At 54.8% G+C, this 24,993-nt stretch carries 23 protein-coding genes and 2 tRNA genes; 22 read left to right on the top strand and 3 right to left on the bottom strand.

Going from position 1 to position 24,993, the window contains the following annotated elements:
* Window positions 1-139: 139 nt before the first annotated feature.
* From AB1S50_RS11435 to AB1S50_RS11380, 12 genes are all read left to right on the top strand, one after another.
* Window positions 140-1,369, top strand: a complete 1,230-nt coding sequence (locus AB1S50_RS11435) for an RHS repeat-associated core domain-containing protein (protein WP_367150832.1) — start codon at window positions 140-142, stop codon at window positions 1,367-1,369.
* Window positions 1,359-1,967, top strand: coding sequence for a hypothetical protein (locus AB1S50_RS11430; RefSeq protein ID WP_367150830.1), 609 nt, complete (start codon window positions 1,359-1,361; stop codon window positions 1,965-1,967). Before AB1S50_RS11435 ends, AB1S50_RS11430 begins: the two co-directional genes overlap by 11 nt.
* A gap of 652 nt (window positions 1,968-2,619) precedes the next feature.
* Window positions 2,620-3,246 (top strand): adenylyl-sulfate kinase, encoded by a 627-nt coding sequence (cysC, locus tag AB1S50_RS11425; RefSeq protein ID WP_367150828.1) that lies wholly within the window; start codon window positions 2,620-2,622, stop codon window positions 3,244-3,246.
* Between the two features lie 276 nt (window positions 3,247-3,522).
* Entirely contained in the window at window positions 3,523-5,886 is a 2,364-nt protein-coding gene (locus AB1S50_RS11420) for a DUF6351 family protein (RefSeq protein ID WP_367150826.1), read from the top strand.
* 117 nt (window positions 5,887-6,003) lie between these two features.
* Window positions 6,004-6,079 (top strand) — tRNA-Val (locus AB1S50_RS11415).
* 28 nt (window positions 6,080-6,107) lie between these two features.
* Window positions 6,108-6,184: transfer RNA gene (locus AB1S50_RS11410), tRNA-Asp, on the top strand.
* 197 nt (window positions 6,185-6,381) lie between these two features.
* The gene (locus AB1S50_RS11405; RefSeq protein WP_367150824.1) at window positions 6,382-6,747 is read left to right on the top strand and encodes an antitoxin Xre/MbcA/ParS toxin-binding domain-containing protein; all 366 of its coding nucleotides are present in this window, start codon (window positions 6,382-6,384) and stop codon (window positions 6,745-6,747) included.
* A complete protein-coding gene (locus AB1S50_RS11400) occupies window positions 6,744-7,529 on the top strand; it encodes an RES family NAD+ phosphorylase (RefSeq protein WP_367150823.1) in 786 nt (261 codons plus the stop codon). Before AB1S50_RS11405 ends, AB1S50_RS11400 begins: the two co-directional genes overlap by 4 nt.
* A 5-nt stretch (window positions 7,530-7,534) precedes the next feature.
* Window positions 7,535-8,482, top strand: a complete 948-nt coding sequence (locus AB1S50_RS11395; RefSeq protein ID WP_367150822.1) for a 1-aminocyclopropane-1-carboxylate deaminase/D-cysteine desulfhydrase — start codon at window positions 7,535-7,537, stop codon at window positions 8,480-8,482.
* Window positions 8,483-9,037: 555 nt separating this feature from the next.
* Window positions 9,038-9,862 carry a hypothetical protein gene (locus AB1S50_RS11390; protein ID WP_367150820.1) on the top strand — a complete coding sequence of 275 codons (825 nt, stop codon included), beginning with the start codon at window positions 9,038-9,040 and terminating at the stop codon, window positions 9,860-9,862.
* A 411-nt stretch (window positions 9,863-10,273) separates the two neighbouring features.
* Window positions 10,274-10,744 (top strand): phytanoyl-CoA dioxygenase family protein, encoded by a 471-nt coding sequence (locus AB1S50_RS11385; RefSeq protein WP_367150818.1) that lies wholly within the window; start codon window positions 10,274-10,276, stop codon window positions 10,742-10,744.
* Window positions 10,745-10,948: 204 nt separating this feature from the next.
* Complete coding sequence (locus tag AB1S50_RS11380; protein WP_367150817.1) at window positions 10,949-11,998, top strand: Kelch repeat-containing protein; 1,050 nt, start codon at window positions 10,949-10,951, stop codon at window positions 11,996-11,998.
* A gap of 232 nt (window positions 11,999-12,230) precedes the next feature.
* On the opposite strand, the gene AB1S50_RS11375 is transcribed toward AB1S50_RS11380, so the two are convergent.
* Window positions 12,231-13,190, bottom strand: coding sequence for a hypothetical protein (locus AB1S50_RS11375; protein ID WP_367150816.1), 960 nt, complete (start codon window positions 13,188-13,190; stop codon window positions 12,231-12,233).
* An 889-nt stretch (window positions 13,191-14,079) separates the two neighbouring features.
* Here AB1S50_RS11375 and AB1S50_RS11370 point away from each other — a divergent pair.
* Both AB1S50_RS11370 and AB1S50_RS11365 read left to right on the top strand, forming a co-directional pair.
* Window positions 14,080-14,361: a type II secretion system protein GspG gene (locus tag AB1S50_RS11370; protein ID WP_367150815.1), complete on the top strand. Its 282-nt coding sequence runs from the start codon at window positions 14,080-14,082 to the stop codon at window positions 14,359-14,361.
* Window positions 14,362-14,456: 95 nt separating this feature from the next.
* A complete protein-coding gene (locus AB1S50_RS11365) occupies window positions 14,457-15,365 on the top strand; it encodes a leucine-rich repeat domain-containing protein (protein ID WP_367150814.1) in 909 nt (302 codons plus the stop codon).
* 98 nt (window positions 15,366-15,463) lie between these two features.
* Here the strand turns inward: AB1S50_RS11365 and AB1S50_RS11360 are convergent, their stop codons facing one another.
* Window positions 15,464-15,751 carry a hypothetical protein gene (locus AB1S50_RS11360; protein ID WP_367150813.1) on the bottom strand — a complete coding sequence of 96 codons (288 nt, stop codon included), beginning with the start codon at window positions 15,749-15,751 and terminating at the stop codon, window positions 15,464-15,466.
* A gap of 172 nt (window positions 15,752-15,923) precedes the next feature.
* On the opposite strand from AB1S50_RS11360, the gene AB1S50_RS11355 reads away from it, so the two are divergent.
* The 5 genes from AB1S50_RS11355 (at window position 15,924) to AB1S50_RS11335 (ending at window position 21,140) form a co-directional block, all read left to right on the top strand.
* Window positions 15,924-17,555 carry an alpha/beta hydrolase gene (locus AB1S50_RS11355; RefSeq protein ID WP_367150811.1) on the top strand — a complete coding sequence of 544 codons (1,632 nt, stop codon included), beginning with the start codon at window positions 15,924-15,926 and terminating at the stop codon, window positions 17,553-17,555.
* Window positions 17,556-17,630: 75 nt separating this feature from the next.
* On the top strand, window positions 17,631-18,872 hold the full coding sequence (locus AB1S50_RS11350) for a lipoprotein-releasing ABC transporter permease subunit (protein ID WP_367150809.1): 1,242 nt from the start codon (window positions 17,631-17,633) through the stop codon (window positions 18,870-18,872).
* Window positions 18,873-18,887: 15 nt separating this feature from the next.
* Window positions 18,888-19,643: a lipoprotein-releasing ABC transporter ATP-binding protein LolD gene (gene lolD / locus AB1S50_RS11345; protein ID WP_367150808.1), complete on the top strand. Its 756-nt coding sequence runs from the start codon at window positions 18,888-18,890 to the stop codon at window positions 19,641-19,643.
* Window positions 19,636-20,898 (top strand): lipoprotein-releasing ABC transporter permease subunit, encoded by a 1,263-nt coding sequence (locus AB1S50_RS11340; protein ID WP_367150807.1) that lies wholly within the window; start codon window positions 19,636-19,638, stop codon window positions 20,896-20,898. The genes lolD and AB1S50_RS11340 overlap by 8 nt, the downstream gene beginning before the upstream one ends.
* A gap of 47 nt (window positions 20,899-20,945) precedes the next feature.
* Window positions 20,946-21,140, top strand: a complete 195-nt coding sequence (locus AB1S50_RS11335) for a hypothetical protein (RefSeq protein ID WP_367150806.1) — start codon at window positions 20,946-20,948, stop codon at window positions 21,138-21,140.
* A 164-nt stretch (window positions 21,141-21,304) separates the two neighbouring features.
* Here AB1S50_RS11335 and AB1S50_RS11330 read toward each other — a convergent pair whose 3' ends face one another.
* The gene (locus AB1S50_RS11330) at window positions 21,305-21,832 is read right to left on the bottom strand and encodes a DUF2062 domain-containing protein (protein WP_367150805.1); all 528 of its coding nucleotides are present in this window, start codon (window positions 21,830-21,832) and stop codon (window positions 21,305-21,307) included.
* A gap of 356 nt (window positions 21,833-22,188) precedes the next feature.
* Between AB1S50_RS11330 and AB1S50_RS11325 the strand changes: the two genes are divergently transcribed.
* Genes AB1S50_RS11325 through prpC form a run of 3 tightly spaced genes read left to right on the top strand, consistent with a single transcriptional unit; the run spans window position 22,189 to window position 24,910 of the window.
* On the top strand, window positions 22,189-22,860 hold the full coding sequence (locus AB1S50_RS11325) for a GntR family transcriptional regulator (protein ID WP_367150804.1): 672 nt from the start codon (window positions 22,189-22,191) through the stop codon (window positions 22,858-22,860).
* 3 nt (window positions 22,861-22,863) lie between these two features.
* Entirely contained in the window at window positions 22,864-23,742 is an 879-nt protein-coding gene (gene prpB, locus AB1S50_RS11320) for a methylisocitrate lyase (protein WP_367150803.1), read from the top strand.
* A gap of 37 nt (window positions 23,743-23,779) precedes the next feature.
* Window positions 23,780-24,910 (top strand): bifunctional 2-methylcitrate synthase/citrate synthase, encoded by a 1,131-nt coding sequence (prpC, locus tag AB1S50_RS11315; protein WP_367150802.1) that lies wholly within the window; start codon window positions 23,780-23,782, stop codon window positions 24,908-24,910.
* The last annotated feature ends 83 nt before the right edge of the window (window positions 24,911-24,993 follow it).

Here is a 24,993-nt window from a genome sequence, read left to right as displayed (position 1 = left end):
CTGCGTCAAGCCCTGCTCAAGGACCAGCTTTACGGCCTCTGAACGAAACTCTATTGAATAAGTCTTTCTCATAGTCATTACATACTCCCAATTGCCTATGGTAACAATCGGGACTGTCCGGAGAAATCAGGCTACCCCAGTGGTGCTCGATGGCAGTGGTGCGAGCATCAGCGGCGAGGGGATGTCTTTCGATCCCTGGGGACAGCGGCGGGACAGCAGCTGGCAGCAGATTGACATCAGTGCCCTGGTGGCGACAGACTACAGTTTGCTCGATACCCTGACCGACACCACCACACGCGGCTTTACCGGCCACGAGATGGTGGACGCCCTGGGCATTATCCATATGAATGGGCGGATCTACGATCCGGCGCTGGGCCGCTTTTTGCAGGCAGACCCCATGATCGACGGCGTCATGGATACTCAGGGTTACAACCGCTACAGCTATGTCAAAGGCAACCCCCTGACACTGACGGACCCAACAGGCTATTACAGCTGGGGGGATTTCCGCAAAGACTGGAAGGAGTTTTGGAAGGACCGCAGTGTCGGTGTGAGTGTCGGCTCTAATGGTGTAGGTGTTTATGGCGGCGATCCCAACCCCGACCATCAGGGGTTTTGGGCACCTCTGGGTGGTGCGGGGGCAGCACTGCCGGAGGGGTCGTCCAGCGGCGCTTTCGGCTCCTCCAACTCGGAGGGTATTCCGGTCCTGGCCTATGCCAGTTCCGGCACTGTATATAATGGTGGGGGTTATGATGGCTTTATTGCAGAGGAGACAAGTATCTATCTCAATATTCTGCAGAGCGATGATGCAATAAATAAAGAGCCAAAAACCGTTTCAGATTTGTTCATACCCAATAAAAAAATCAAGAGTAAATTCCGTGAAGTTGAACACGGAGATGGTTTAATTGAACATATTTTCGATCTTACATATGAAAATCAAAGTTCTATCAGTGATGCCATCATAGATTCATGGGCTAAGCAAATTGAAGAGGGATTTACCCAAAAATTTGGTGATAGAAACAAGTTGACAGTAGTTTTAAATAAACTTGATGGCTGTGACACTATGTGTAGAGCACTAGGGGGTGGTGCAGATATAGTATTCTCAAGCGTTAGTGCGTCATTGCATTGGAAAAATGGTGGATGCCCACCAAACTCAGCTGCATGTGCTGAAGTGGGCTCTGGAGAGATTAGATTCGTAACAGAAAGGTTTGCCAATGCAGAATTTAGAGCCGATACGGCTTCCCATGAATTTGCGCACGCTATCGGATTTTATCATGATTGGAATTCTACGGGTTCTATCAGAAGCTACGCGAAATCTAGATCGTTGATGCTTAAGGATTACCAAAAATTGGTGGAGTATTATGGTGATTAGGGTGCCTTTGCTTATACTTTTTTGTATGTTTTTGAGTGTTAATGTTTATGCTCAGAGCGAGTATAGAATTAGTGACTTAGATTCAGGCTATTCCGAAGAATGGTTGCCATTTAATAAGTTAGATGAGTCTGGAATTTATATAAAAGTACACAGAGGAAATAGCCTGTACAAGAGTGTATGCAGGGTAAGAATTTTTCAAGCCTTGAAGAGCTTTAAAAGAGGTGGAGAAAATTTCTTTGTCCTCAATGATGGATTTAATAAAAAGGGCTATCAAGATGGTGTGATATTTTTGGATCCACTTCAAAAGTGTGAAGGCTGGGAGAAACATAAAAATGAAATTGTTATTCTTGAGGATGAGATTGATGACTATTCTGCACTGAAGGCATTTAATTTTATTCTAAATGTTTCTCATAAGAACCTTCTAGGGAGGTGTGAGGGCAAAGAGAAGGATGTGTCTCGCATCGGTTTATATAAAATAGATGCGGCTGCAATTGGGTATAAATCTCAATTTTCTTGCCGAGGCCAATTATATTTTATTAATTTTTATTTTTCTCGTGAGGGTGGGCGAGTGATCTCAATTGGCCCAATTTTGAGCTGAATGATTGGGTGCGCCTATTGACCTGTTCCTATAAAATCGATGTGGAAGTTTCTGAGCTTCCATCTATCAAAAGAATTATGATGGGGTTGAGGTAAAATTTTCACGCCTATTTCCCTGGCAGTGTGAAATTGAGTAGCTGTAAATAGCCTGGATTTACGAGCCAGCTTGTTTTATTAACCCGGCAACTTATTAGGTTGCAAGGGGTAGTAAGAAGGACGGAGCTAAGCAAAGCGCAGTAAATTCTCAAAAGGGACAGGCTCATCATTGCCCGACATCAGAAGTTGGCTCTAAAAATGGCTGGCCCAGTGGAGGGTTGCTGAAGCCTGGCAATAGGCCAATGACGGCAATGGCCTATCTGTCAGGCCGCTGAAAAAACCTTTACCAGCCACCTGTTGGTCGCCCCGCGACTATGGCTCCGGGGCAGCGGGCGATGGGCACCGGCCTTTACCGACAGTGCCTCATATCGGATAATGTCGCCCCTGGTTCCCTGCGACTGACCTGGCAACCCGGCCCTAACCTAAGGGGTGGTGGCCATCGGGATTTCTATGGATAGGCCCACCATTTGTTTCCAAATGTCTGTCTCAGGTTATTTATAGCGGTTGGTTATATTTGTATGCCCTATGGGCATAAATAATAGTTTTGGGAGTTGTCGGTGACATTATCAGCGGTAGAGCGCAAAGCCACCAATATCCATTGGCATAAGGGTAAAGTGACCCGCGAGGATCGCGCGGGAATATTGGGTCACAAGGGGGCGACCCTCTGGTTTACCGGCCTGTCTGGCTCCGGCAAGAGCACCGTGGCTGTAGCACTGGAAAAGGCATTGATGGCCCGCGGTGTTCTCTGCTATCGCCTGGATGGCGACAATATCCGCTTCGGGATCAATGCCAACCTGGGTTTTTCCGCCGAGGACCGCAAGGAGAATATTCGCCGTGTGGGGGAGATCTCGCGGCTGTTTGCGGACGGTGGTGTGGTGGTGCTGAGTAGTTTTATCAGCCCCTATCGCGAAGACCGCGAACTGGTGCGGCGTATGCACCTGGAGAGTGATCTGCCGTATCTGGAGGTATTTGTGGACTGCTCCCTGGAGGAGGCGGAATCCCGCGATCCGAAAGGTCTCTATAAGAAGGCCCGCGCGGGTGAGATCCGCGGTTTTACCGGTGTGGATGACCCCTACGAGGCACCGCTGGCGCCGGAATTGCACCTGCATACGGACCAGATGAGCCTGGAAGAAGAGGTGGAGCTGCTGCTGGAAAATCTGCGCTCCGGCGGCATTATCGACTGACGACCGCAAAGCCGGTTCCCGCTTCCCGGGGAACCGGTATCTCCCCATTCCCTTTCTCTAAAAACCCACCCTTTACCACAACCCTATAGGCCGGCACTCCCACCCCAAAAGCGCTGGCTTGCCGTTGTGCCGGCTGGGCAAGCACACCCCGCCGAGACTGGGCGACTCTCAATTCTGCACTGATGTCTAGTTAGCCGCCATCTGGCGTCCGGTCTGAATATCCGCACATATACTCAATCTATACCTGGATCGCATCTTGCCAGTTTGGAGGCGGCTATGTCGGGAAGGGGAGCGCGGGTTCTCTATGCAGTTGTAGTTGTAGTTGTGGTGTTGGTTGGAGTTGGTGGCTGGTCCGGCTATAAACACCTCCCGAGAATCCCCGGCATTCCCCCGGCACCGGTGTTGGGAGTGCCCGATGGCGCGCTGCTGCATCAGCCATACCCGGCTTATAGCGGTCCCCATCCGCGGGTTCTGGAAAGGCCTCCGGAGTATTTCCCCTTTCCGATTTTGAGCGGCGAGGTGGGACCGGTGGAAACACTGTTCGCCGGGCCCTCCAGCTATCCTTTCTATTGCGGGGAAAACAAGATCAGCGGCCGGCAACCAATGGTCGACAATCAAAAGGGTGAAGGCGTTCCGGTTTTCGCGCTGGATGATCGGGGGGCACAAACCCAGCAGATCATTGGTTTCAGCCGCGACTGCAGTCATGGCACCCGGGTCAATTATTTTTACCGCAGTATTACCGACGGCCGTTTTCATCCCCTGGAAAAGGCCAGCGGTGATATAGACCAAGTGACAGTCAACGGCAAGACGATCGACTTTGTGGTGCGGGTGGAAACCGGCACTATCAACCGCTATTTCTACGCGATTGCTGTTTTGCGTGGCGAGGGGGAAACCCCCGAGCGGCCCACCGCCACTAATTGGAATAGGCGCTTGATCTACCAGTTCCGGGGCGGAGTGGGCATTGGCCGTCGCCAGGGGGATATCAGCAAGGGCGACGTGGTGACGCGACGCCTGGACCAGCTGGCGCGGGGCTATGGGGTTGTCTACTCCACGGCCAACCAGACCAGCAATCACTACAATATCTGGCTGGCGGAGGACACGGCGCGGCGACTGAAAAAACAGTTTGAATCGCTCTATGGCGAGCCGATGTATACGGTGGGTGTGGGGGGCTCCGGCGGTGCCATTCAGCAGTATTTACTGGCGCAAAATGCCTCTGACCTACTGGACGCCGCCATTCCCCTTTACTCCTATCCGGATATGGTCAGCCAGATCATCTATGTATTCGACTGCGAGCCGCTGGAGTATTTTTTTGATGTGATCGACGCGGACAATCCGCGTTGGCGCGAGGCGTCGGAGCGCTCGGTTATTCAAGGGCTGGCGGCGAGTTCGGATACAGAGAGCCGCTTCCGGGTCCTGAAATTGGTGGCGGCACTGTTCGATGGGCGCTACCGGGATGGCGTCAAAGGGGCGACGGAGTGCACCCAGGGCTGGCGGGGTCTGGTGCCGCTGATCAACAATCCCCGCTTTACCCACTTTATAAAGAATTACGCGGATGAGGTGGCGGCCAACACCCACTGGACCCACTGGGAGGATTTGCGCCAGTTTTACGGGGTCGGGGAGAGTGGTTTTGCCAACAGTGTCTGGGATAACGAGGGGGTCCAGTACGGACTTGAGGCGCTGGTGGCCGGGCAGATTTCCCTGGAGACTTTTCTCAAACTGAACGCTTCCATCGGTGGTTGGAAAGCGCCTGAGAATCAGGACGATGAAAAGCTTTGGTTTCTCAACGGGGACCTGGTTCCCCCCAGGCTGTCGGTCTGGAGTGAGCACAATATGAATCTCGGCGGGCTGGATAATCCCGCCAAACGGAGCCGTGCCAGTATTGAGGCCATAGAGGGTATATACCGCTCAGGGCATGTGTTCCTGGGAGACGTGGAGATCCCGATCATCGATCTGCGCCACTATCTGGATGGCGAGCTGGACATGCACCACAGCCTGGCGTCGTTTACCAGCCGTGAGCGTATTCGCGCCGCCCGGGGGCATGCGGACAACCAGCTGATATGGGTGAGCCACAAGAAATACACCCCCCTGGATGAGGCATTGGATACCATCGATCAGTGGATGCAGAATATCATGCGCAACCCCGGGGCGGGGGTGGCCGCCAACCGGCCGGAGGAGGCTCGCGACCAGTGCTTTGACCGGGACGGCAATATCCTTGCAGCGGGCGCAGGTGTCTGGAATGGAGGCTGGAACCGGGAGCCTGCCGGGGTTTGTATGCAGGCATTCCCCATCTATCGCACTTCGCGCCAGGTAGCCGGCGCGCCCATCTCCGATGATATTTTCAAGTGTGCGCGGCAGTCGGTTGCGCGGGCCCTGGCCAATGGGGTCTATGGTGCGCTGACGGAGGCGGTCGGCGAGCGTATCGAGGATATGCAGAGGATTTTCCCCACCGGTGTGTGCAATTACAACCGGCCGGACCTGGCGCGGCCGGCTGAGGATTTGATTCCATCGCCGGGCCCGGTGCGTATCGCCGGCCAGTTGGTGGAACCGGACTACCGGGTGCCTCTGGATCAGCTGGCGGAACAGCCACAACCGCCGGTGGAGGTACCGGTGTCCGTATCCCTGGGCGGGGAGGGCGACTGATTTGATGCAATGGCGCCTGGCAAAACGGGGGTTGGCGTCTATTGGGTTATTGTTGACAGGTCCCTTCAATCCGGTATTATGCGCGTCGCCCGGGAGCCAGGCCCCCGGTGCTCTGAGGGGTGGTTAGCTCAGTTGGGAGAGCGACGGCCTTACAAGCCGTAGGTCACAGGTTCGACCCCTGTACCACCCACCAGCTCTCCATAGGGAGAGGCGTTCACTGCGGACCGGTAGTTCAGTTGGTTAGAATGCCGGCCTGTCACGCCGGAGGTCGCGGGTTCGAGTCCCGTCCGGTCCGCCATATACGCGAGGCTCACACGAAAGTGTGGGCCTTTTTCGTGCCCGCTCGATTTTCCGCCCCGGTTCGGTCTGCGGTAGCGGGGTTGGGAGCCGGCCTCAGGGGAACTGGCGATTTAGCCTGACTTGGCCCGATTGAGCCTTTGCATGATGTCCGATAAGAGTGTATATTCGGACATATAGGCAACTCCTGGAGGCAAAATGACTGCGCCATGTTCCAATCAGGTTGAGCCGAGTGATGGGGTGGTGCTCCTGGAAGCGCTGATGAATACGGGTGCCCAGCTGGGATTGCGCAAGCGGGAGCTGGGGGAGATTGTCCATTTGGATGATCGCACCCTGCGGCGCAAGAGTGAGCTGGACCCCTATAGTGCCCCGGGGCAGCTGGGGCTTTTACTGGTCCGGGCCTACCGCTCCGCATTCGTATTGATGGGGGGCGCAGAGGGCGCCCGCCACTGGTTCCAGACCGAGAACCGCGCCCTGAATGGTGTGCCCAGGGAGCTGGCGACCCGAATAGATGGCCTGGTGCGTATCGTGACCTACCTCGATGCCATGCGGGGCAAGGTGTGAACCCTTCCCACATCGACCGTATCCGAACTACTTCACGGCGCCTGCTGGGCAAGCTTTACCGGATTGTCGAATCCCAGGAGGAGGTGGCCACCCGCAGCCTGGTGGACAATCTCCACAAGCAGGAGGTGTTGGAGAGCCTGTTGGAGTGGAGTAAGCCGGCGAGACTTCCCGGGTGCGAATCCCTCCATTATCTACTGGCGACACCTTTCCGCTATCCCCCCTTGCCCTGGGGCTCCCGCTTTGGAACAGTGGCGGAGAGCGGGATTTTTTACGGCAGCAAAACAGTTCCCACAGTGCTGGCAGAAGCCGCTTTCTACCGACTCCGCTTTTACAGCGATATGGTGGAGCCGCCCCCCAATGCGTTGACCAGCTACCACAATATCTTTTCGGCCAAATACCGAATTCCCCATGGAATCCGGCTGCAGGACTCCGCCTGGCGGGATTGCTGGACATCGTTGGCGGACCCGGCCAGCTATGGTTTTTGCCAGCAACTGGGAGTTCAGTTGCGGGGCGAGGGAGTCGGCGGTATTGAGACATTGTCGGCCCGCGCCATTCAGTCGGGGCTGGCTGCGCCTCCACTGATGGGGGCGGAGGGAATCAATATCGCCCTGTTTGACCCGGATTCACTACTCAACCGGCCTCCGGCGCAGGAGGCGGACGTCACCGCCGAAACCTCTGCCGAAGGTGTCACCTTTCTGGTAAAAAGCGCCGATACCGTGAAAACCCATCCCTATGAAGCGGAAGCCTTCGCGGTGGGTGGCTGTCTTCCGGAACCGGCGTAGCTGTATTGGAAACCTCTCTGCCCATCCGCTACCTGGATCGCCTTGACCTGGATGCCTTGAGGGAGCTGGCGGGGGCGGTTCCCTACCAGCTGTTGGCGACTGATCTTTTCCCCAGGATAGAAGTTTGGATACGACGTGACGACCTTCTGGACCCATTGATCTCAGGTAATAAAGCGTACAAATTACTGTTTAATCTGATGGACGCGCGGGACCGGGGTATTGAAAAAATAATCACCTGCGGTGGTGCCTGGTCCAATCATATTCACGCCGTGGCCGCTGCCGGTCGCCGGTTCGGCTTTCAGACTGTGGGGATTATCCGCGGGGAGCGCCCCCGAAACCTGAGCGCGACACTCAGGGATGCGGAGCGCTTCGGTATGGAACTCAAGTTTGTATCGCGGGACCTGTACCGCAGGCGAGCACAAGGGGATTTTCTGCAACTTGTCGATATCCGGTACCAGGATGCACTCTTTGTGCCGGAAGGCGGCGCTAATCTCGCAGGTGTCCGCGGGGCAAAATTTCTGGGACAGACAATTGCCGCAACTTTACCGAGGAAATTTGACCAGGTTTGGCTGGCTTGTGGGACGGCGACAACACTCGCGGGTGTTCAGTGGGGCTTGAATACTGCCAAAGTGATCGGGGTTCCGGTACTCAAGGCTGGAGCTTCATTTTTTTCACAAATGGATGACTGGATGGCCGCACTGGGAGAGGGCCCGGGGTCCGCCAGCCTGTGTGAAGGGTATGAATGCGGGGGCTATGCCAAGTTCCCGGATTACTTGCGTCAATTTATGTTGAACTTCGAACATCAATCCGGAGTTCCCCTGGACCCTGTCTATACCGCAAAGCTGGCTTTCGCCCTGCATAGTGAGAGCCGTAAGGGCAAGGTGGCTGCGGGTTCCCGTGTTTTGCTGTTGCACTCCGGAGGGTTGCAGGGGCGGCGGGGGATGGCGCTCTGAACTGCCTCCCGGAGCTTTTGAGGGGCCAATTATCAGTCTGTCGCTCAATTCTACTGAACCGCCCAGCCCGGCAGCTGTCTGGACCAACATCGGCTTCAGTTTTGAATCAGGTGTTCTATTCCCGGCAACTTTACTTCCTTTAGATCCACTGAGTGCAGTGATACCGCTTACAGTCAGTAATAGCTATATGGATATTTCCCGGCTGCTCCTAGCAGGCTGTTGAAATTCGAAGAATTTCGACGCCTGGTACCGGAATATGGATGGTCCGGCAAAATCGGCGACGCCTAAGTCGTTGATTTTGGGTGAAAAGTGAAAATCACATTTTTCACTTTTCGTGTGTTGGAACAGGCAGGATGCTTTTTTCAACAACCTGCTAAGTTGTCAGTTGGGTTGATATAACCACCTGATTCACAACAGCTTTATTCCAGTTTCTCAATCTGGTTAGGGTTGGTGAGACATGTTTGACGGGAATGCAGTTCACATTTGAAGTGATAATCAGCATAATAGAAATGCAATGGAATATCATATAACGAAAGAGAAGAGCGGTTTTGTGCGGTGAAGAACCTTAAAGAAAAACTTTCATCATCAGTGAAAGATTTTGCATGTCGGGTGAAATCAGGAGATATGGGTGTTACTGAAATGGCTGCACTTGTTGACGCCACATCTCAACTCCCTATGTCAAAGTTCAATTATTGGGAAAGGTTAATTCGCTCTGAATATGAGATGGCTCTGGAACGTAGTGCTCAGAAAAGACTTAGATTCTGGTTAAAGCGAGGTGAATTACTGACTTGGCTAGATTTGATTAGCTGGGATGGTTACAGACGCGAGAGGACCCTAAGAGCAATATCAGAAGGGGCGCCAAACGCGTTTTTCTTTTCTATGGCATTGCGCAGGTTAAATGATTGGGTCCCGCAGGTGCGCAAGGCTGCGATAGAAATGCTTCCTGCAATAGCTAAAAAAACGAAACCAAGTTACGTTGTAGAAGCTCTTTGTGTTGCCTTTTTAAATTGGAATTCATGGGGAAGGATTGAAGAGGCTGGCAAACGTGCTCTATTACAAATAGCTTCTGCAGAAGAAGTATCAGAACCATTTAAGGAAAAACTGATATTTTCTACTTCTGGACCAATGATGTCTATATTTGCTCAGCTTGGCCGGACAACAACTCTTGATAGTAATCTTTTCGAAATTGCAGAGCGTGCAATTCAGCCCTCAGTTAGGGCTAAAGCATACCGCTGTCTTTTTGAAGGACGTATGGTGTGGATTGAGGGTTGGAAGTGGGAGTGGAAAGATATTTATCGCAGTGAATGGAAGCGGAAACCGATCCTTTCTAAAAAAAGACTGGATATATCCGTTTCGCTAATGGACTTGCTGGAAAAATAATCAGAAGACCGATCCTCTTTTGTGCGGCGTATCTCAGCGGAATTGCTTATACGGAACCTCGAAAAGCTTGGAGAGGATGCCTATTACTTTGCGCAAAAATTTGCTTCAGATGGTTCAAGCCCAGTATCAGAAAGAGGCAGATTTGCGTTAAAAAAAATCAGAGAAATTAATTGCCATAATTTAGCTTGTCTGAATTGATAAAAAAATTGGGTGAAATTTGAGTGTAAAAGAATATGGATTCAGGTTTCACCAGGATTTTCTGGATGAAACATCAATTCAGAGAATTATCTGTGAAATAACTGCTTTGCAGTCAGCTGGCCTAGGCATGGAATTCGCAATGCGGAGAAAAAACTCCTCTCTGTAAATGAACTCGTAACCTCAAGTGCGCTTAGGGATAAGGCTGCTATTTATTTGTCAGGTGACCCTGAGGTTGTTCGGGTTATTTTGTTTGACAAAACTCCAGAAAAGAATTGGCTTGTAACCTGGCATCAAGACAAAACAATCGCTGTTAGCGGCAAGGCTGAAATTCCGGGATGGGGGCCGTGGACTGTTAAGGATGGAGTGCATCATGTTCAGCCAAGCTTAGAAATTCTGGAAGATATGCTTACCTTTCGAATCCATCTTGACGACACGAACGAGAAGAATGGGTGCTTAAAAGTCATTCCGGACAGTCATAGATTGGGTATTCTTTCGAGAGATGCGCAGGACCAGATTGTAAAAGAATCACCAGAATATATCTGCTCCGCTCGATCCGGTGACTTATTAATCATGCGACCGTATATCCTTCACTCCTCCAGCAAGGGGATTAATCCAAGTCATCGGCGCATTCTTCATGTAGAGTACAGTGGGGCCATGTTACCCAAAGGGTTAAGGTGGGCTTAAATACAATACGATCTTCGGCAAGCCTGCAGTGGCTACTGAGAGCTGATCAAATAAGCCGAAATAAACTAACTGATGACAAACATGGCTAAACTTTGAGATAGTGAATTGAAGGCTCCATTACAATGTAGATAATCAAGGATAGACTGTATAATAAATGAGCGTTTCCGTGTGCTTAGCCCACATAGATTAACAAAGAATAGCATTGTGAATTTTTCCAGAAGAAATTTTATCAAGTTTGCTGGATTGGCCCCCCTGCTTTATGGCGGCATTGTCGGTATGGCAGAGCCTGGGCGAAAGAAATCTAGAATATCCCTAACCAGTCTGACTGGATTGGATTCTCCCATTCAGGAAATATATCCTGCGGTATTTAAAGGGGAAGCCTATGTGGCTGGTGGTTTTTCCCCATCACCAAAACCGATTTTCTATGGCCTCTCGCCAACCAAATACACTTATATATTCTCTCCGAAAACTAAAACCTGGAGAAGCGGTCCAGCTCTACCGGAAGTTAGGCATCATCTGGGTATGGCTGCAAATTCTAAGTACCTGTACGGTATTGGTGGCTTTTATGGGCAAAAAGGTAGTGTTTGGCAAGCCAAAGGCACGGTGCATAGATTTTCTTCTGGAGGAAGTTGGGTATCAGCGCCAGATTTACCGCAGCCAATGGCTGAGAGTGTATATGCTAATATTTCAGAAGATATCCATGTCATTGGAGGCAAGTCTCCTGACGATCTGTCAAGAAATGCCGACACAAAAAGCCACTATATATTAATCGACAATACCGATTGGGAAATGGCAGCACCAACCGCTATTCGCAGAAACTCTGCCGCAGGTGCTGTAGTCGAGAACAGGATTTATGTTGTCGGTGGCCGTCAGGTTAGTAGCGATGGGCGTAAAGCCAGGAATCTATCTTATTCTGAGGTCTACGATCCCCGGATTGATAAGTGGGAAAAAATACGACCTTTACCGGAAGCAGTTGCTGGGCTTACAGCGTCTTCGCTTAATGGAAGAGTAATTGCGATCGGCGGTGAGGCTTTTGGTCCCAATGGTAATTGGAAAACAGGCACTGCATATAGCGTCGTCTGGGTCTATGATCCCATAAGCGACCAATGGTGTAAGGAGGCTTTGTTAAATGAGGCTCGACACGGTCATGGTGCTGTAGTCATAGATGATACTCTTTATATTATTGGCGGAGCCTCTCAAGTAGGGCCTCAGAATACACTTGCTTCAGTTGTGCAATTGCGCTGGAACAAATAACCCAGTTCTGCAAGGCCAGGGAGTTGTGCCTGTAAATGGAACTGTTTAAGGGGGGCGCCAATATATACAGAATATACAGACGACCTGAAGTACTATTTTACTTCACCACACAAACCCGCTTAGGCGGGTTTTTTATGCCTGGAGATTGACCCATGAGCTTGCTTGTCGCCCCGCTGTTACAGCGGGGTGACAAGTGGGGCCCGCTGCGCTACTACGGGATCGCGGGGAAAGGCTAAAAGGCTAGCGCATCGATGTCGTCGCCACCACCGACTCCCGGCGGGGCTGGCACGAGGCCCATCGCCGCCGCGGGAATCAGCAGTGCGAAGGGCCCCGTTCCGCCGGGGGCGACGAAGACGTCGGCTGCGCTGCACGAGCCCGGCATGGGAGGAGGGGCGACGCAGGTCGGGTTGGGTATGGTGCCGAGCGACGGTGAGGCGGGCGTGAGCGAGAAGATGATGTCGCCCGTGACGGTGTCGAAGTGCAGCGCGTCAATGTCATCGGTGGGCGTGAGGCCGAGCGTCGCAGCCGTGGTTACCACACCGACACCGGGCGCGAGTAGGTCGGCGCCACTGACTCCGAAGGAATTGGCGGCCTGCACGCTAAAAAGCGGGAAACCGGCACCCGGCGGCGTGGTCGACAGGTCGAGCCCGTCGATGTTGTCGTTCGCAAAGCCCATGAAGGGTGCACCCGCTGGAATCGCCGGGATCAGGCCGAGGGCATCCTGGTTGATGAACAGCGGGTTAATCGGCGGCCCGACGGGTGAGGTGAAGATATCGGCGGGCGCCTGGGCGGCGAAGAGTTCGCTCTGAACGTCTGGCGGGGTGCCGGGCGTGCCCGCAGCGAACCAGTCCACCGAAAAGTGGATCGACCCGAGCGAGGTGACAGGGCGGCCGTAGGTGAAGGCGTCGAGGTCGTCGGCGGGACTGGGGTAGCCGGCTGGCGGGAAGCCGAGCGAGACACCGGTCGCGAAGACGGTCGGCAGAATTCCCAGACTGCCGGGGCTCAAGATATCCGTGTCATCGATTGCGGGCGGCCCGAAGCCGATGGTCGGTGAAGCGAAGGGAGGCGCCGTGGGGCTCGGCCCACCATGGAGCGAGAAAGTCATGGCGCTCACTTTACCGGCACAGAGGAGCAGACCGAGGAGCGGGATTCGGAGGGCGCTGGCGGAAGCGGCAAGGGAATGGAAAGACATTGGAACTCTCCTAGTTTATTTTTTTTCTTGCCCAGAATATAGTAAGGAAAGAGGGTAGTGTAAATATTTTTCGCACTTTTCTTTGAGCGGCTTCTTTCAAGCTGCGTGTTGAGCTTCCAGTTTCTGTTGTCGTAACCAGACTTTCGAGACGTACTTGCGGTCTCTCCATTTTAAAGAGCGTATTGCGCAGCACTTGCCGCTGGAAACTGCCAAAATATACGTAGCGTTATCTCGTGAAATTCTAATATCGCTTCAACCGCAGATTCGATATTTGTGCGTTCATTCCACAGCTTGTCTATGTCTCTCTCCGGACACTATTTCTACCGGAAATATTTCTGATACTTGACTTGGTTTAAGCAACAATTGGGAAGCAATATAGAAATAATGCAATGTCAAATAGATCTCGCTATTAATTAAATAATATTGGGAAAGGGTTGCACTCTTGCTTTATCAAAGTGTAAGCAAAGACGAATCAGATCTGAGATAGGTGTGGGCAGCGATAATTTATCAGTGGCTATCGGAGAATAATACAGGTAAACACGTCCAGGTTTGCTATTACTTGTATTATCCCGAGGGAGCACTGCAGGATAGGTGCTGGGGTGACTTTTCTGAAGAGGAAAAATTTAATTGAGGCTCTCTGTGGGACTCTAAAATAGCAGTCGCAAACTATGAAACTTGTTCTTGTTACTTTTGTAAGAATTTGTGGGTAATGGCATTTCAAAGGTTCATAATTCAGATGCTAAGAAATATGCTTGCTTAAGGGCAAGGGTGATAGCTGCATGAGGAATATTAAAAAGATCATAAAAATTTCAGTTTTTTGATATTTTTTATTGGGGTTTCCATACTGCTCACGCCTTCCGTTATAGACGAAGAACCTGCTGAAGTTGCAATGCAAAGGCTTGACCGAGTGAGCATGAGGGTGTTGTCCCAATTTATAAATATCTACAGTGAAGAAAATGGGAGATTGCCCTCCAAAGTTAATTGGCAAAAGCAATTGCTGAGACTGGAAGGCTTAAAAGGGAAAGATCAAGCAATATTCTTAGATGCTTGGGGGAGGGAATTTGAATTTAGCTCTGGAGTAGATGGACCTCCATCCAAATTATGGGCATACGGCAGGGATGGAAAGCCTGGTGGTGAGGAGCGAGACAGTGATTATTATATTGGATTTTAGCGTTCACGAAATGTGGTTGGCGATTGTGATAATCTGGCGGCGCTGGGTACTGATGGATTTTCGGGTTTATTGCGGGTGGGGTTGGAGACTGAGTAATGGATACTGATATCGTAGTGAATCCCTATAATGATCCGCTCTCAAAGGGGAGAAAGGGGATTTTTGTTAAGACCGCCTGGTCTGATGAGTACAGGGGCTATATCAGAAAGCATGCGGTCAAGGCTTTGTATTTCAACTCGGCAAAGGGTTGGGACCAAAGCAATTTCGATTTTTTGAGAGACCTCGACGGAATTGAAGAGATTGATATCCTCTGCCCGAAACTGGAAAATTTCAAGGCTATCGAGGGTGTCCGCTCTCTGCAACAGCTCAGTGTGACAGGTGTTGTGACTGATGCGGTGGACTTTACCGTATTTTCGGAGCTACAGCGTTGCTATCTTTATTGGTGGCGGGGGGCGGAGAGTATTTTGCAGTCGTCCAGCCTGCGGCAGGCATATTTCGATAAGCTGAGGTTAAAGGACTATGGCCTGCTGTGTAAGTTGAAAGCTGCCCGCTCCCTGACCATCGGTAATTCGCCCATGCCGTCCCTGGCCTGGATGGAGGATTTCGAAGGGGAGCTTGTGGAATTCAGTCTTTTGAATTGCAAAAAGCTGGAGGATTTTGCCGCAATCACTAGCCAAAAAGGGCTCAGAAAACTGGTGATTTCCGGCTCACCAGAACTTTATGAACTGGACTTTTTGGCGTCCTTTCCCGAGTTGGAGGTTTTGGATTTGAGTGATAGCGGCCCCTTGAAAAGCCTGGCACCCCTGGAAAATATCAAATCCCTGAAGGTGTTTTCCTTTGCGGGTACAAGAACGGTGGTTGAGGATAAGGACCTGTCGGTGCTGACGAAACTGCCGAAACTCTCCATGCTGATGTTTGGACCGCGCCGCGGATATACGCATAAATTAGTCAAACAGTGGAGTTGGCAGAATTTTGATCATCCGGACAAGCTGCTGGATCCTGTATAAGGCAGTGCGCCCTTGTCCGGAATCCCGGTGGATTGGGCGCTGCTGTGATTCGGGGGCATGTCGAGGCGGGCCGGCGGTCTCTGTTTTGCTTCCTAAATTCAGCCGCGGTGTTTTTTCACGGTGTGCAGCGCCATATCCCGCTCGAAGTATACGTAGAAATCGGCATACTCCCACCGGGTGATGGCCGGTTCGCCGATCGGCCCCTGGATAGTCACTGGTTCTCCCAGGCGCGCATTGACCTGGTGCTTGTTTAGGCCGCGCAACTGCTCAACGGGGATGTCGTCGCCCTGGGCGCCCACCGGCACCTCGATGGTCTCCGCCTGGGCGCCAGCCGCGAGAAGCAGGGCGGCTGTAGCGGCAATAAGGGTTCCGGGTTTGCTGAGCATCTTTTCTTCTCCGGATAGTATTTATTGACGAGTGGGCCATTAAAGCAGATTTTTCACAATAACACCTGGAATTCTTCACGTTCTTTTATTTCCAGTGCAGTGATTCCGACAACAGGCAGGCGCCAGCAGTATGCTAGGCTGAAGATCAGTCTTCAACCTGGGGCAGTCGCGGATGCGTGTGGGAATCCATTTTTCCATCCTTGGACTGTTGCTGGGCGGCATTTTTTTTGCGCTTTCCCTGACCCCTTCCCTTATTCCCCGCACCGGCATGGTTCAGGGAGTCATATCCGGCTTGTCCTGGGTGGCGGGTTACGGTGTTGGCGCTCTTTTGGCCTGGCTGTGGTCTTACCTGCAGATGCCGGTGCCCGGCGACCGTACCCGGCAGTGGCTCTGTATCACGGTAGTTGTCGTCTGCGGCGCCTTGGCGTTGGGTTTTCTGGTGCAGGCCAGTAACTGGCAGAACTCTGTGCGGGCCCTGATGGGCATGGAAATGGCGTCCAGCGTACGGCCCCTGACCATCGCCTGGGTTGCCCTGTTGGTGTCTGTAGTGTTGCTGCTGATCGCACGGATGTTTCGACGCACATTTCTATTCTTGTCCGCCGTATTAGAGCGATTGATTCCCCGCCGTGTTGCGTTACTGGTGGGACTGTTGGCGGCTTTCTCTTTATTCTGGGCTGCAGTGAGTGACCTGCTGCTGCCGGCGGCGCTGCGGGGGGTGGATTCCGTCTATAAACGTCTGGATGCCCGCCAGGAGCCGGACCTTCCCCCTCCGGCGGACCCGGGGCTGTCGGGCGGGGCCGACTCCCTGCTGCGCTGGCAGGATATGGGACACCAGGGGCGGCGCTACCTTGCTCTGGGGCCCACGGTGGAGGACATTGAGGCGGTGGCGCCGGGAGCTATGGCGCCGATCCGGGTGTATGTGGGGCTGAATGCGGCGGCTACGCCCGACGAACGGGCCCGGCTGGCGCTGGATGAGCTGAAGCGGATAGGGGGCTTTGACCGCAAGTTATTGCTGCTGATCACCCCCACAGGCACCGGCTGGGTGGATCCGGGGGCGATCAATTCAGTGGAGTTCCTGCATAGAGGGGATATCGCCAGTGTCGCGGCACAGTATTCCTATCTACCCAGCCCCATAGCCCTGATGACACAGGGGGCCTATGGTGTTGAGACAGCGCAGGCTCTGTTTCGGGCTGTTTATGGTCACTGGCGGACTCTGCCGGTACAGCGACGGCCAAAGCTGTATCTGTTTGGGCTCAGCCTGGGTGCACTCAACTCGGATCGTTCCTTCGATCTGTATGACATCATCGATGAGCCGTTTCAGGGGGCACTCTGGACCGGCCCGCCGTTTCGCAGCGATACCTGGCGAGAGGTCACCGCGCACCGGGATCCGGGCTCGCCGGCCTGGCTGCCACAGTTTCGTGGCGGGGCGGTGGTGCGCTTCGGGAATCAGTATGGCGGCTATAAGTCAGGCAGAGTGCCCTGGGGCAATTTCCGTATCGCCTACCTCCAACACGGCAGCGATCCGATCGTTTTCTTCGCCCCGGAATCGCTCTATCGCAAGCCGGCCTGGATGCTTGAGCCGCGGGCCCCGGATGTTTCACCGGATCTGCAATGGTATCCCATAGTGACTATGTTGCAGCTGGCGGCAGATATGCACGCGGGCATAGCGCCGGCCGGATTCGGCCACAGCTATGACCCGGCTGATTATACCCGCGCCTGGCGGGCATTGACGGACCCTGTCGGCTGGACTCCGGACTCGTTGGCGCGCCTGCAGGCGAAGCTGGGCGAATACAACCGCAAGTGAAGTTTGGCCGGCAGAAGAGCTACGGGAACAACAAATATTTGGATTTCTTGGCACTTTTCCGCTTAAATCGTCTTTATGTTAAAGCCTGTTTCTCTCTACATTGGCCTGCGCTATGTTTCCGCGCGCCGTCGACAGCAGTTCATCTCCTTCATTAATGGTTTTTCCCTGCTGGGTATGGCACTCGGCGTAATGGCACTGATCGTCGTCACTTCGGTGATGAACGGCTTTGACCGGGAGCTAAAGACGCGCATCCTCAGTGTGGTGCCGCACGGATTTGTGCAGCGGGAGGGCGGCTTGCGGGACTGGCGCACTCCGGCCGCTAAGCTGGAGCAGCAGCCCCATGTGGTGGCGGCCAGCCCATTCGTGCGCGGTTTTGCCCTGCTGGGATCCGGCGCCACCAGCCACGGGATGGAATTCCAGGGGGTGGACCCGGAAGCTCTGCGCAAGGTGTCTGCGGTGGGCGACAATATCGTTATGGGAGATCTCGACGCCCTGCAACCCCGCAGCTACAACATAGTGCTGGGCCGTCTCCTGGCCGGCCAGCTCAATGTTATCCCCGGAGATTCGGTAGTGCTGACACTTCCGGAGGTGACGGTGACGCCGGCCGGTATCTTTCCCCGCACAAAGCGCTTTACCGTCGCGGGCATTTTTTCCGTTGGCGCCCAGGTAGATCAGAATATGGCGTTGATGCACATTGACGATGCGGCGCGCCTGTTGCGCATGCCCGGTAAGGTGCAGGGGCTGCAGTTGCGCTTCGACGACATGGACAATGCGCTGGGCCGGGTGTCATTGTACGCCAGTCAGCTTGGAGAGGGTTTCGAGGGGCAAGACTGGAGCCTGTCCCAGGGAAGCCTGTTCCAGGCGGTAAAAATGGAAAAGACGGTGGTGACACTGATGTTGATGATCATCGTCGCGGTGGCGGCCTTCAACATCGTATCGGCGCTGGTACTGATGGTGGCCGATAAGCGCTCCGATATCGCGGTGTTGCGCACCCTGGGAATGACGTCGCGGCAGATTATGGCGGTGTTCGTGGTGCAGGGCAGTGCCATAGGTATTATCGGTGCGGTCAGCGGGGCTTTGCTGGGCATCCTCATCGCCTTCAACCTCACTGACATGGTCAGTTGGGTGGAGAACCTGCTGGGTGCCAAGATCTTTGATCCCCGCGTGTTTTTTGTCAGCTTCCTGCCATCGGAATTCCGCGCCGGCGATGCGCTTATGGTATTGAGCGCGGCGGTATTGATGAGTCTGGTGGCAACCTTGTTTCCCGCCTGGCGGGCGGCGCAGATAGCACCGGCGGAGGCCTTGCGATATGAATAGACAACAGGTCTGGAGATGAACAGCCAAGTGGAATTGGATACCGAAAAGGCAGCCCCGGTTGAAGCACAGGCGGATGCGGGGGTGCTGGCATGCCGCGGACTGCGCAAAAGTTACCACCAGGGCAGCAACGAACTGCGGGTACTGCGGGATGTGGAGTTGTTGGTGCAGCGCGGCGAAAAACTGGCCATTGTGGGCGCCTCGGGATCCGGAAAGTCGACCCTGCTGAATCTGCTCGGGGGACTGGACACCCCCACTGCAGGAGAAGTCTGGGTGGCGGGGCACAATCTCGCCAGCTTGAATGCAAATGAGCGCGGCTGGTTGCGCAACAGCGAACTCGGCTTCGTATACCAGTTTCATCATCTGTTGGGGGAGTTTACCGCGCTGGAAAATGTCGCCATGCCGCTGCTGATCGGCAAGGCGCCGGTCGCGCGTGCGCGGCGGGAGGCGGCCGAAATGCTGCGATCGGTGGGTCTGGGCGAACGGCTGGAGCACAAGCCGGCACAATTGTCTGGCGGCGAGCGCCAGCGGGTGGCGATAGCACGCGCCCTGGTCACAAGGCCCGCCTGTGTATTGATGGATGAACCCACGGGTAACCTGGACCGGGCCACGGGCCGCGAGATACACAGTTTGATGGAAGAGCTGAATCGCGAGCTGTCGATCAGTTTTGTGATAGTGACTCACGACCCGGAACTGGCGGCATCTCTGGACCGGTGCCTGCACCTGGTGGATGGCCGGCTGGAAAGCAGCTGGCACGAGGGTGACCGTGTTTAGGCCACTGCCGGCCTTTGTCGGCCTGCGTTATGCGGGTGCCCGACGGCGGGGGGATGACTCGGGCGGGCTGGTTTCCTTTATCTCCGGTTTGTCCATGCTGGGACTGGTGCTGGGGGTGGCGCTGATGATCGTGGTGATGTCGGTCATGAATGGTTTCGATCGCGAGTTGCGCGATCGCATCCTCGGGATCATGCCCCATGCGACCATCTATAACGCCAGCGGGGAGGTTGACTGGCCATCTCTGCGACAGCAGCTGGCCCTGTCCCCGGATGTGGTTGCCGCTGCAGAGGTCTGGCAGGTCAATGCGCTGGCGCGCAAAGGCAGCCAGGTGACGCCACTGCTGGTGCAGGGGATCAATCCCGACACTATTACCGGGGTTTCCAACATTAGCCGCTTCCTGGCACCGGAAAGCCTGGCAGGTCTGAAAAGTGAGGCAGATCCGGGTGTGATCCTCGGGCGCGGCATTGCCGACAAGCTGAGGGTGGAGAAAGGTGAGCATCTATCGCTGATAGTGCCGGGTGACGGCGGTGCAGGTAGCGGGCGACGCGCTGCGCACCTGGCCGGGTTTCGCGTTGTCGACATATTTCACTCTGGCACTGCACTGGATCAAAGCCTCGCACTGGTGGAATGGTCCCAGGCCCGGTCGCTGGCCGGTGGCGCTGCCGGCGCCGGTGTGCAGTTGCGTCTGCAGGATATGCTGGGCTCCTACGGGGTACTGAGGGAACTGCTGCGCGAGCTTCCGCGACAGGATTTTTATGGTACCGACTGGACCCGTACCCACGGCAACCTCTACCAGGCCATTCAGATGTCGCGCAATCTGGTGAGTCTGCTGGTGTTGCTGATCATCGCTATCGCCGCATTTAATGTGGTGTCGACCCTGGTCATGGTGGTTATCGATAAACACAGTGATATCGCCATACTGCGCACCATGGGCGCCAGTACCGGCGAAGTCCTGCTCACTTTCGTCAGCCAGGGTGCACTGGTGGGTTTGGTGGGCGCGGTGGTCGGTGGATTGCTGGGCATACTGGGATCTTTGACTGTCACAGACCTGGTGGCGGGGCTTGAGTCCCTGTTTGGTATTCAGTTCCTCAAGTCGGATGTGTATCCGGTGGATTATCTGCCGTCGCAGCTGCACTGGGGCGATGTCGCACTGGTGGTGGGGGCTGGCTTTCTGCTGAGCCTGATCGCGACCATTTATCCGGCACTGCAGGCGAGCAGGGTTCAGCCGGCGGTGGCGCTGCGCAACGAACAATAACGCTGTGCGGAGGAAAACTGACTTGCGTTGGTATTGGGGGGAAGCTGATGCAATTTGCGCGATTTATGGCGGTAGTACACAGGGTTCAGGTATTCTGGTGGCCCTTTCCCTTTCTGCGCCCGGATGAGGGCAGGGCTTTTGGCCGTTTTCGCCTGTTTAGCTGCGCGCTGCTCTATCTGCTGTTCTTCTGGTCCTGGTTATCTATCGGTGCTGTTGTTTTTGAAAAAAGGCGTGCAAATTGATGCGCTGATCCTGTTGCTTGTGGCTATGGTATTGTTCTTTTTGCCTTATTACGCCCTCGTCGCCCACTCCTGTAACCGAGTGCATCTGCACCAGTCCAATCACAGCGGCCACACTTAGGCGGGCAAATAGGGGACCCCTCGGCGGCACGCACTTGCATGCCGGGTTAACAGCCTGCGGCAGCACGCCGCTTCAGGCGCAGCTTCCAGCGTTTAATCACCTGCCAGCGCCAGAGTGCCTGCATCCCCAGGTAGGCCAGGGTGGAAAAGAAGACCCCCGCCAGAAGTGAGCCGAAAAACAGCGGTAACCAGATTTTTCCCACCTCGTTGGTCAGCCACTCCAGAGAGAGTTCCAGCCGGAAATCCAGTGGCGGGGTGCCCAGTATCCAGGCACCCAGCTTGTAAGTGCTGTAAAAAATCGCCGGTATGGTTACCGGATTGCTGATCCATACCAGCAGCATCGACAGGGGCAGATTGCAGCGAAACCACAGTGCCAATAGTGCCGCTATGACCATTTGCCCGGGCAGGGGCAGAAAGCTGGTGAAGACGCCTACGGCAAAGGCCACGGATACCGAGTGGCGGTTCAGGTGAAACAGGTTTGGATCGTGCAACAGGGCGCCGAGAAACCCCAGGCCTTTGCTGGCCCGGACCTGCTCGGGAGTTGGCAGCCAGCGCCTGATAACACTTTTCGGCATAACGTCACTGATTCCGCGAAACCGACGGCCAATATCATTGGTGTTCCGGGCACACAGGGCAGGCGTCCCTGGGATCGTCTGCCTCTCTCCGGCACTCCACCATCACCCCGCAATGTTTGAACACGGGATTTATAGGATAGATTGCGGCTGGCCACCCGGTGGGGGTGGCGCTGCGGGCGCTATTATGCCCACATGGTCGGGATAAAACTACTATTCCCCGGCAAGTCACTCCCAGCCCCTTTTTGTCAACAATTAGAGCGATTTTTTGCCATTGACTGGACAAATTTTGTGGATTATTGTCCGTTCCCCTGAATATTGTCGACAATTTCATGAAAAGTCTGGAGAGACCCCAGTAGATGCAGGAGCTGTCACAGGCGCAGGGAGGGGAGTCGAGTCTCGCGGACCGGCTTTTCGTCACACTGCGCGGCGAGATAGTGGAAGGGCGTATTGCCGCCGGCAGCAAGATCAGCGAGCCGGAACTGGCGCGCAGGTACGGCGCCAGCCGCGGCAGCCTGCGCGAGGCACTGATGCGCCTGGAGTCCCTGGGACTGCTGGAGCGCCGGGTCAATGTGGGTGCCCGGGTGGTGACTCTGAGCGAGCGGGGCCTGCTGGAGCTCTACGAGGTGCGCGAAGCCCTGGAAGGTATGGCCTGTCGCCTCGCCGCCGCTAAGCGCACCGCAGAGGATCTGGTTGATCTGCACCATATGCTCGCCCGCCATGAACAACAGGAGGAGCTGCAGGCCGGCACCGCCTATTTCCAGCCCGAGGGCGACTTTGATTTCCATTTTCGTATAGTGCACGCATCGCGCAATGACCTGTTGGTGGACACCCTCTGCAACCGGCTCTATTACCGGGTCAGGATGTATCGGTACCAGCTGGGTATGGCCAGCCCACGCGCCCGCAGCGCATTCCGAGAGCACAGTCATATCATCGAGGCGATTGAGGAAGGGGATGGCGAATTGGCGGAAATTCTCATGCGCCGACATATCCGCGCCTCGCGTCAAAACATAGAACACAAATTGAGGTAGTTTATGAGTCTGCAATTATCCGCCGGTGCTCGTTTTCGGCGCGCTCTTGCCGAGAGCCATCCGCTGCCGGTGGTGGGCACTGTCAACGCCTACTGCGCCATCATGGCGGAACGCATAGGGCACAAGGCGATATACTTGTCCGGCGCCGGAGTGGCCAACGCTTCCTATGGGCTGCCGGACTTGGGCATGACCAGCCTGGACAATGTACTGGAGGACGTGCGCCGTATTACTGCTGCCAGCCCTCTGCCGCTGCTGGTGGATATCGACACCGGCTGGGGTGGCGCCTTCAATATTGCGCGCACTGTAAAGGAAATGATTCGCGCCGGCGCCGCGGCGGTGCATATCGAGGACCAGGTGGCGCAGAAGCGCTGTGGTCACCGCCCCAACAAGGAGATTGTTTCCAAAGGGGAAATGGTGGACAGGATCAAAGCGGCGGTGGATGCCCGCACCGACGATGACTTTTTCGTTATGGCGCGTACGGATGCATTCGCCCAGGAGGGACTGGAGGCGGCCATAGAGCGCGCCCAGGCCTGTATCGAAGCTGGTGCCGATGGAATCTTCGCCGAGGCGGTCACCGAACTGGAGCACTACCGCGCCTTCAAGGATGCCCTCGGAGTGCCGATTCTGGCCAATATTACCGAGTTCGGTAAAACCCGGCTTTACAACTGCGAAGAGCTGGCCGGGGCCGGAGCCGATATCGTGCTCTACCCGCTGTCGGCTTTCCGCGCCATGAGCCGCGCGGCGGAAAATGTGTATGCCGAAATTCTGCGCAACGGGGACCAGCAGGCGGTCGTCGATGCTATGCAAACCCGGGAGCAACTTTACGATTATCTGAACTACCACGAATTCGAGCAAAAACTCGACGAGCTGTTTTGCAAGTGAGTGCTTCACAGGAATCAATGGAAAAGGGGAACTAGAGATGGCTGAAAAAAAACTGGAGGGAGCGGGCCTGCGCGGCCAGGTTGCCGGCAAGACTGCCCTGTCGACAGTGGGGAAAAGCGGCTCCGGTCTCACGTACCGCGGCTACGATGTGAAGGATCTCGCTGAGCACTGTGCGTTCGAAGAGGTCGCCTACCTGATTTTTTATGGCGAACTCCCCACTAGCGCGCAATTGGCGGACTACAAGAGGATGCTGAAAGGGATGCGCGGCCTGCCTGCGGCGCTGAAGGATGTGCTGGAGCGCATCCCGGCGGATGCGCACCCGATGGATGTTATGCGCACTGGCTGCTCCATGCTGGGCAACCTGGAGGGCGAGGAGTCTTTCGCCCAGCAGCAGGAAAAAGCCAACCGGCTGTTGGCCGCATTCCCGTCCATCATCTGTTACTGGTACCGGTTTACCCATGACAATGGTGTGCGGATAGAAACCGAGACCGATGACGACTCCATCGGTGGCCACTTCCTGCACATGCTGCGTGGCGAAAAACCCAACGCCCTGCACGAACAGGTGATGAATGTCTCCCTGATTCTTTACGCTGAGCATGAGTTTAACGCCTCTACATTTACCGCGCGGGTGTGTGCCTCGACCCTCTCAGATCTGTTCAGCTGTATTACCGGTGCCATCGGTTCCCTGCGGGGCCCGCTGCACGGCGGTGCCAACGAGGCCGCTATGGAACTGATCGAGCGCTTTGCTTCCGCTGACGAAGCGGAGCAGGAGCTGCTGGTGATGCTGCAGCGCAAAGAAAAAATCATGGGCTTCGGCCACGCGATTTACACCGAGTCCGACCCGCGCAACGCCATTATCAAACAGTGGTCGGAAAAACTGGCGGCGGATGTGGGCGATGAAGTTCTGTTCCCGGTTTCGGTGCGCTGCGAAGAGGTGATGTGGCGGGAGAAAAAGCTGTTTTGCAACGCGGATTTCTTCCACGCCTCCGCCTACCACTTTATGGGCATCCCCACCAAACTGTTCACCCCGATTTTCGTCATGTCGCGAGTCACCGGCTGGGCCGCCCATGTGTTTGAACAGCGTGCCGACAACCGTATTATCCGGCCGAGCGCCGAGTATATCGGACCTGAGTTGCGCAGAGTGGTACCGATCGCCGACCGGGGCTGAGAGATTCCCTACAGGGCGTTCATCGCAAACCGGTGAAGACCATTCCGCCCGGCCATGTTATTAACCCGGCAACTAATGCCGGG

The organism is Microbulbifer discodermiae, from assembly GCF_040742695.1.
In the GTDB taxonomy this organism is placed as follows: domain Bacteria; phylum Pseudomonadota; class Gammaproteobacteria; order Pseudomonadales; family Cellvibrionaceae; genus Microbulbifer.
This window is presented reverse-complemented; position numbering and strand designations above follow the sequence as displayed.

Bases quoted from the DNA above. Each gene is read 5' to 3' on its own strand.
- AB1S50_RS11360 (WP_367150813.1), bottom strand. From the start codon at position 15,751: ATGCTCAGCAAACCCGGAACCCTTATTGCCGCTACAGCCGCCCTGCTT.
- AB1S50_RS11335 (WP_367150806.1), top strand. From the start codon at position 20,946: ATGCAATTTGCGCGATTTATGGCGGTAGTACACAGGGTTCAGGTATTC.
- AB1S50_RS11330 (WP_367150805.1), bottom strand. From the start codon at position 21,832: ATGCCGAAAAGTGTTATCAGGCGCTGGCTGCCAACTCCCGAGCAGGTC.
- AB1S50_RS11350 (WP_367150809.1), top strand. From the start codon at position 17,631: ATGTTAAAGCCTGTTTCTCTCTACATTGGCCTGCGCTATGTTTCCGCG.
- prpB (WP_367150803.1), top strand. From the start codon at position 22,864: ATGAGTCTGCAATTATCCGCCGGTGCTCGTTTTCGGCGCGCTCTTGCC.
- AB1S50_RS11370 (WP_367150815.1), top strand. From the start codon at position 14,080: ATGCAAAGGCTTGACCGAGTGAGCATGAGGGTGTTGTCCCAATTTATA.
- AB1S50_RS11325 (WP_367150804.1), top strand. From the start codon at position 22,189: ATGCAGGAGCTGTCACAGGCGCAGGGAGGGGAGTCGAGTCTCGCGGAC.
- lolD (WP_367150808.1), top strand. From the start codon at position 18,888: ATGAACAGCCAAGTGGAATTGGATACCGAAAAGGCAGCCCCGGTTGAA.
- AB1S50_RS11355 (WP_367150811.1), top strand. From the start codon at position 15,924: ATGCGTGTGGGAATCCATTTTTCCATCCTTGGACTGTTGCTGGGCGGC.
- AB1S50_RS11430 (WP_367150830.1), top strand. From the start codon at position 1,359: ATGGTGATTAGGGTGCCTTTGCTTATACTTTTTTGTATGTTTTTGAGT.
- AB1S50_RS11405 (WP_367150824.1), top strand. From the start codon at position 6,382: ATGACTGCGCCATGTTCCAATCAGGTTGAGCCGAGTGATGGGGTGGTG.
- prpC (WP_367150802.1), top strand. From the start codon at position 23,780: ATGGCTGAAAAAAAACTGGAGGGAGCGGGCCTGCGCGGCCAGGTTGCC.
- AB1S50_RS11375 (WP_367150816.1), bottom strand. From the start codon at position 13,190: ATGTCTTTCCATTCCCTTGCCGCTTCCGCCAGCGCCCTCCGAATCCCG.
- AB1S50_RS11365 (WP_367150814.1), top strand. From the start codon at position 14,457: ATGGATACTGATATCGTAGTGAATCCCTATAATGATCCGCTCTCAAAG.
- AB1S50_RS11420 (WP_367150826.1), top strand. From the start codon at position 3,523: ATGTCGGGAAGGGGAGCGCGGGTTCTCTATGCAGTTGTAGTTGTAGTT.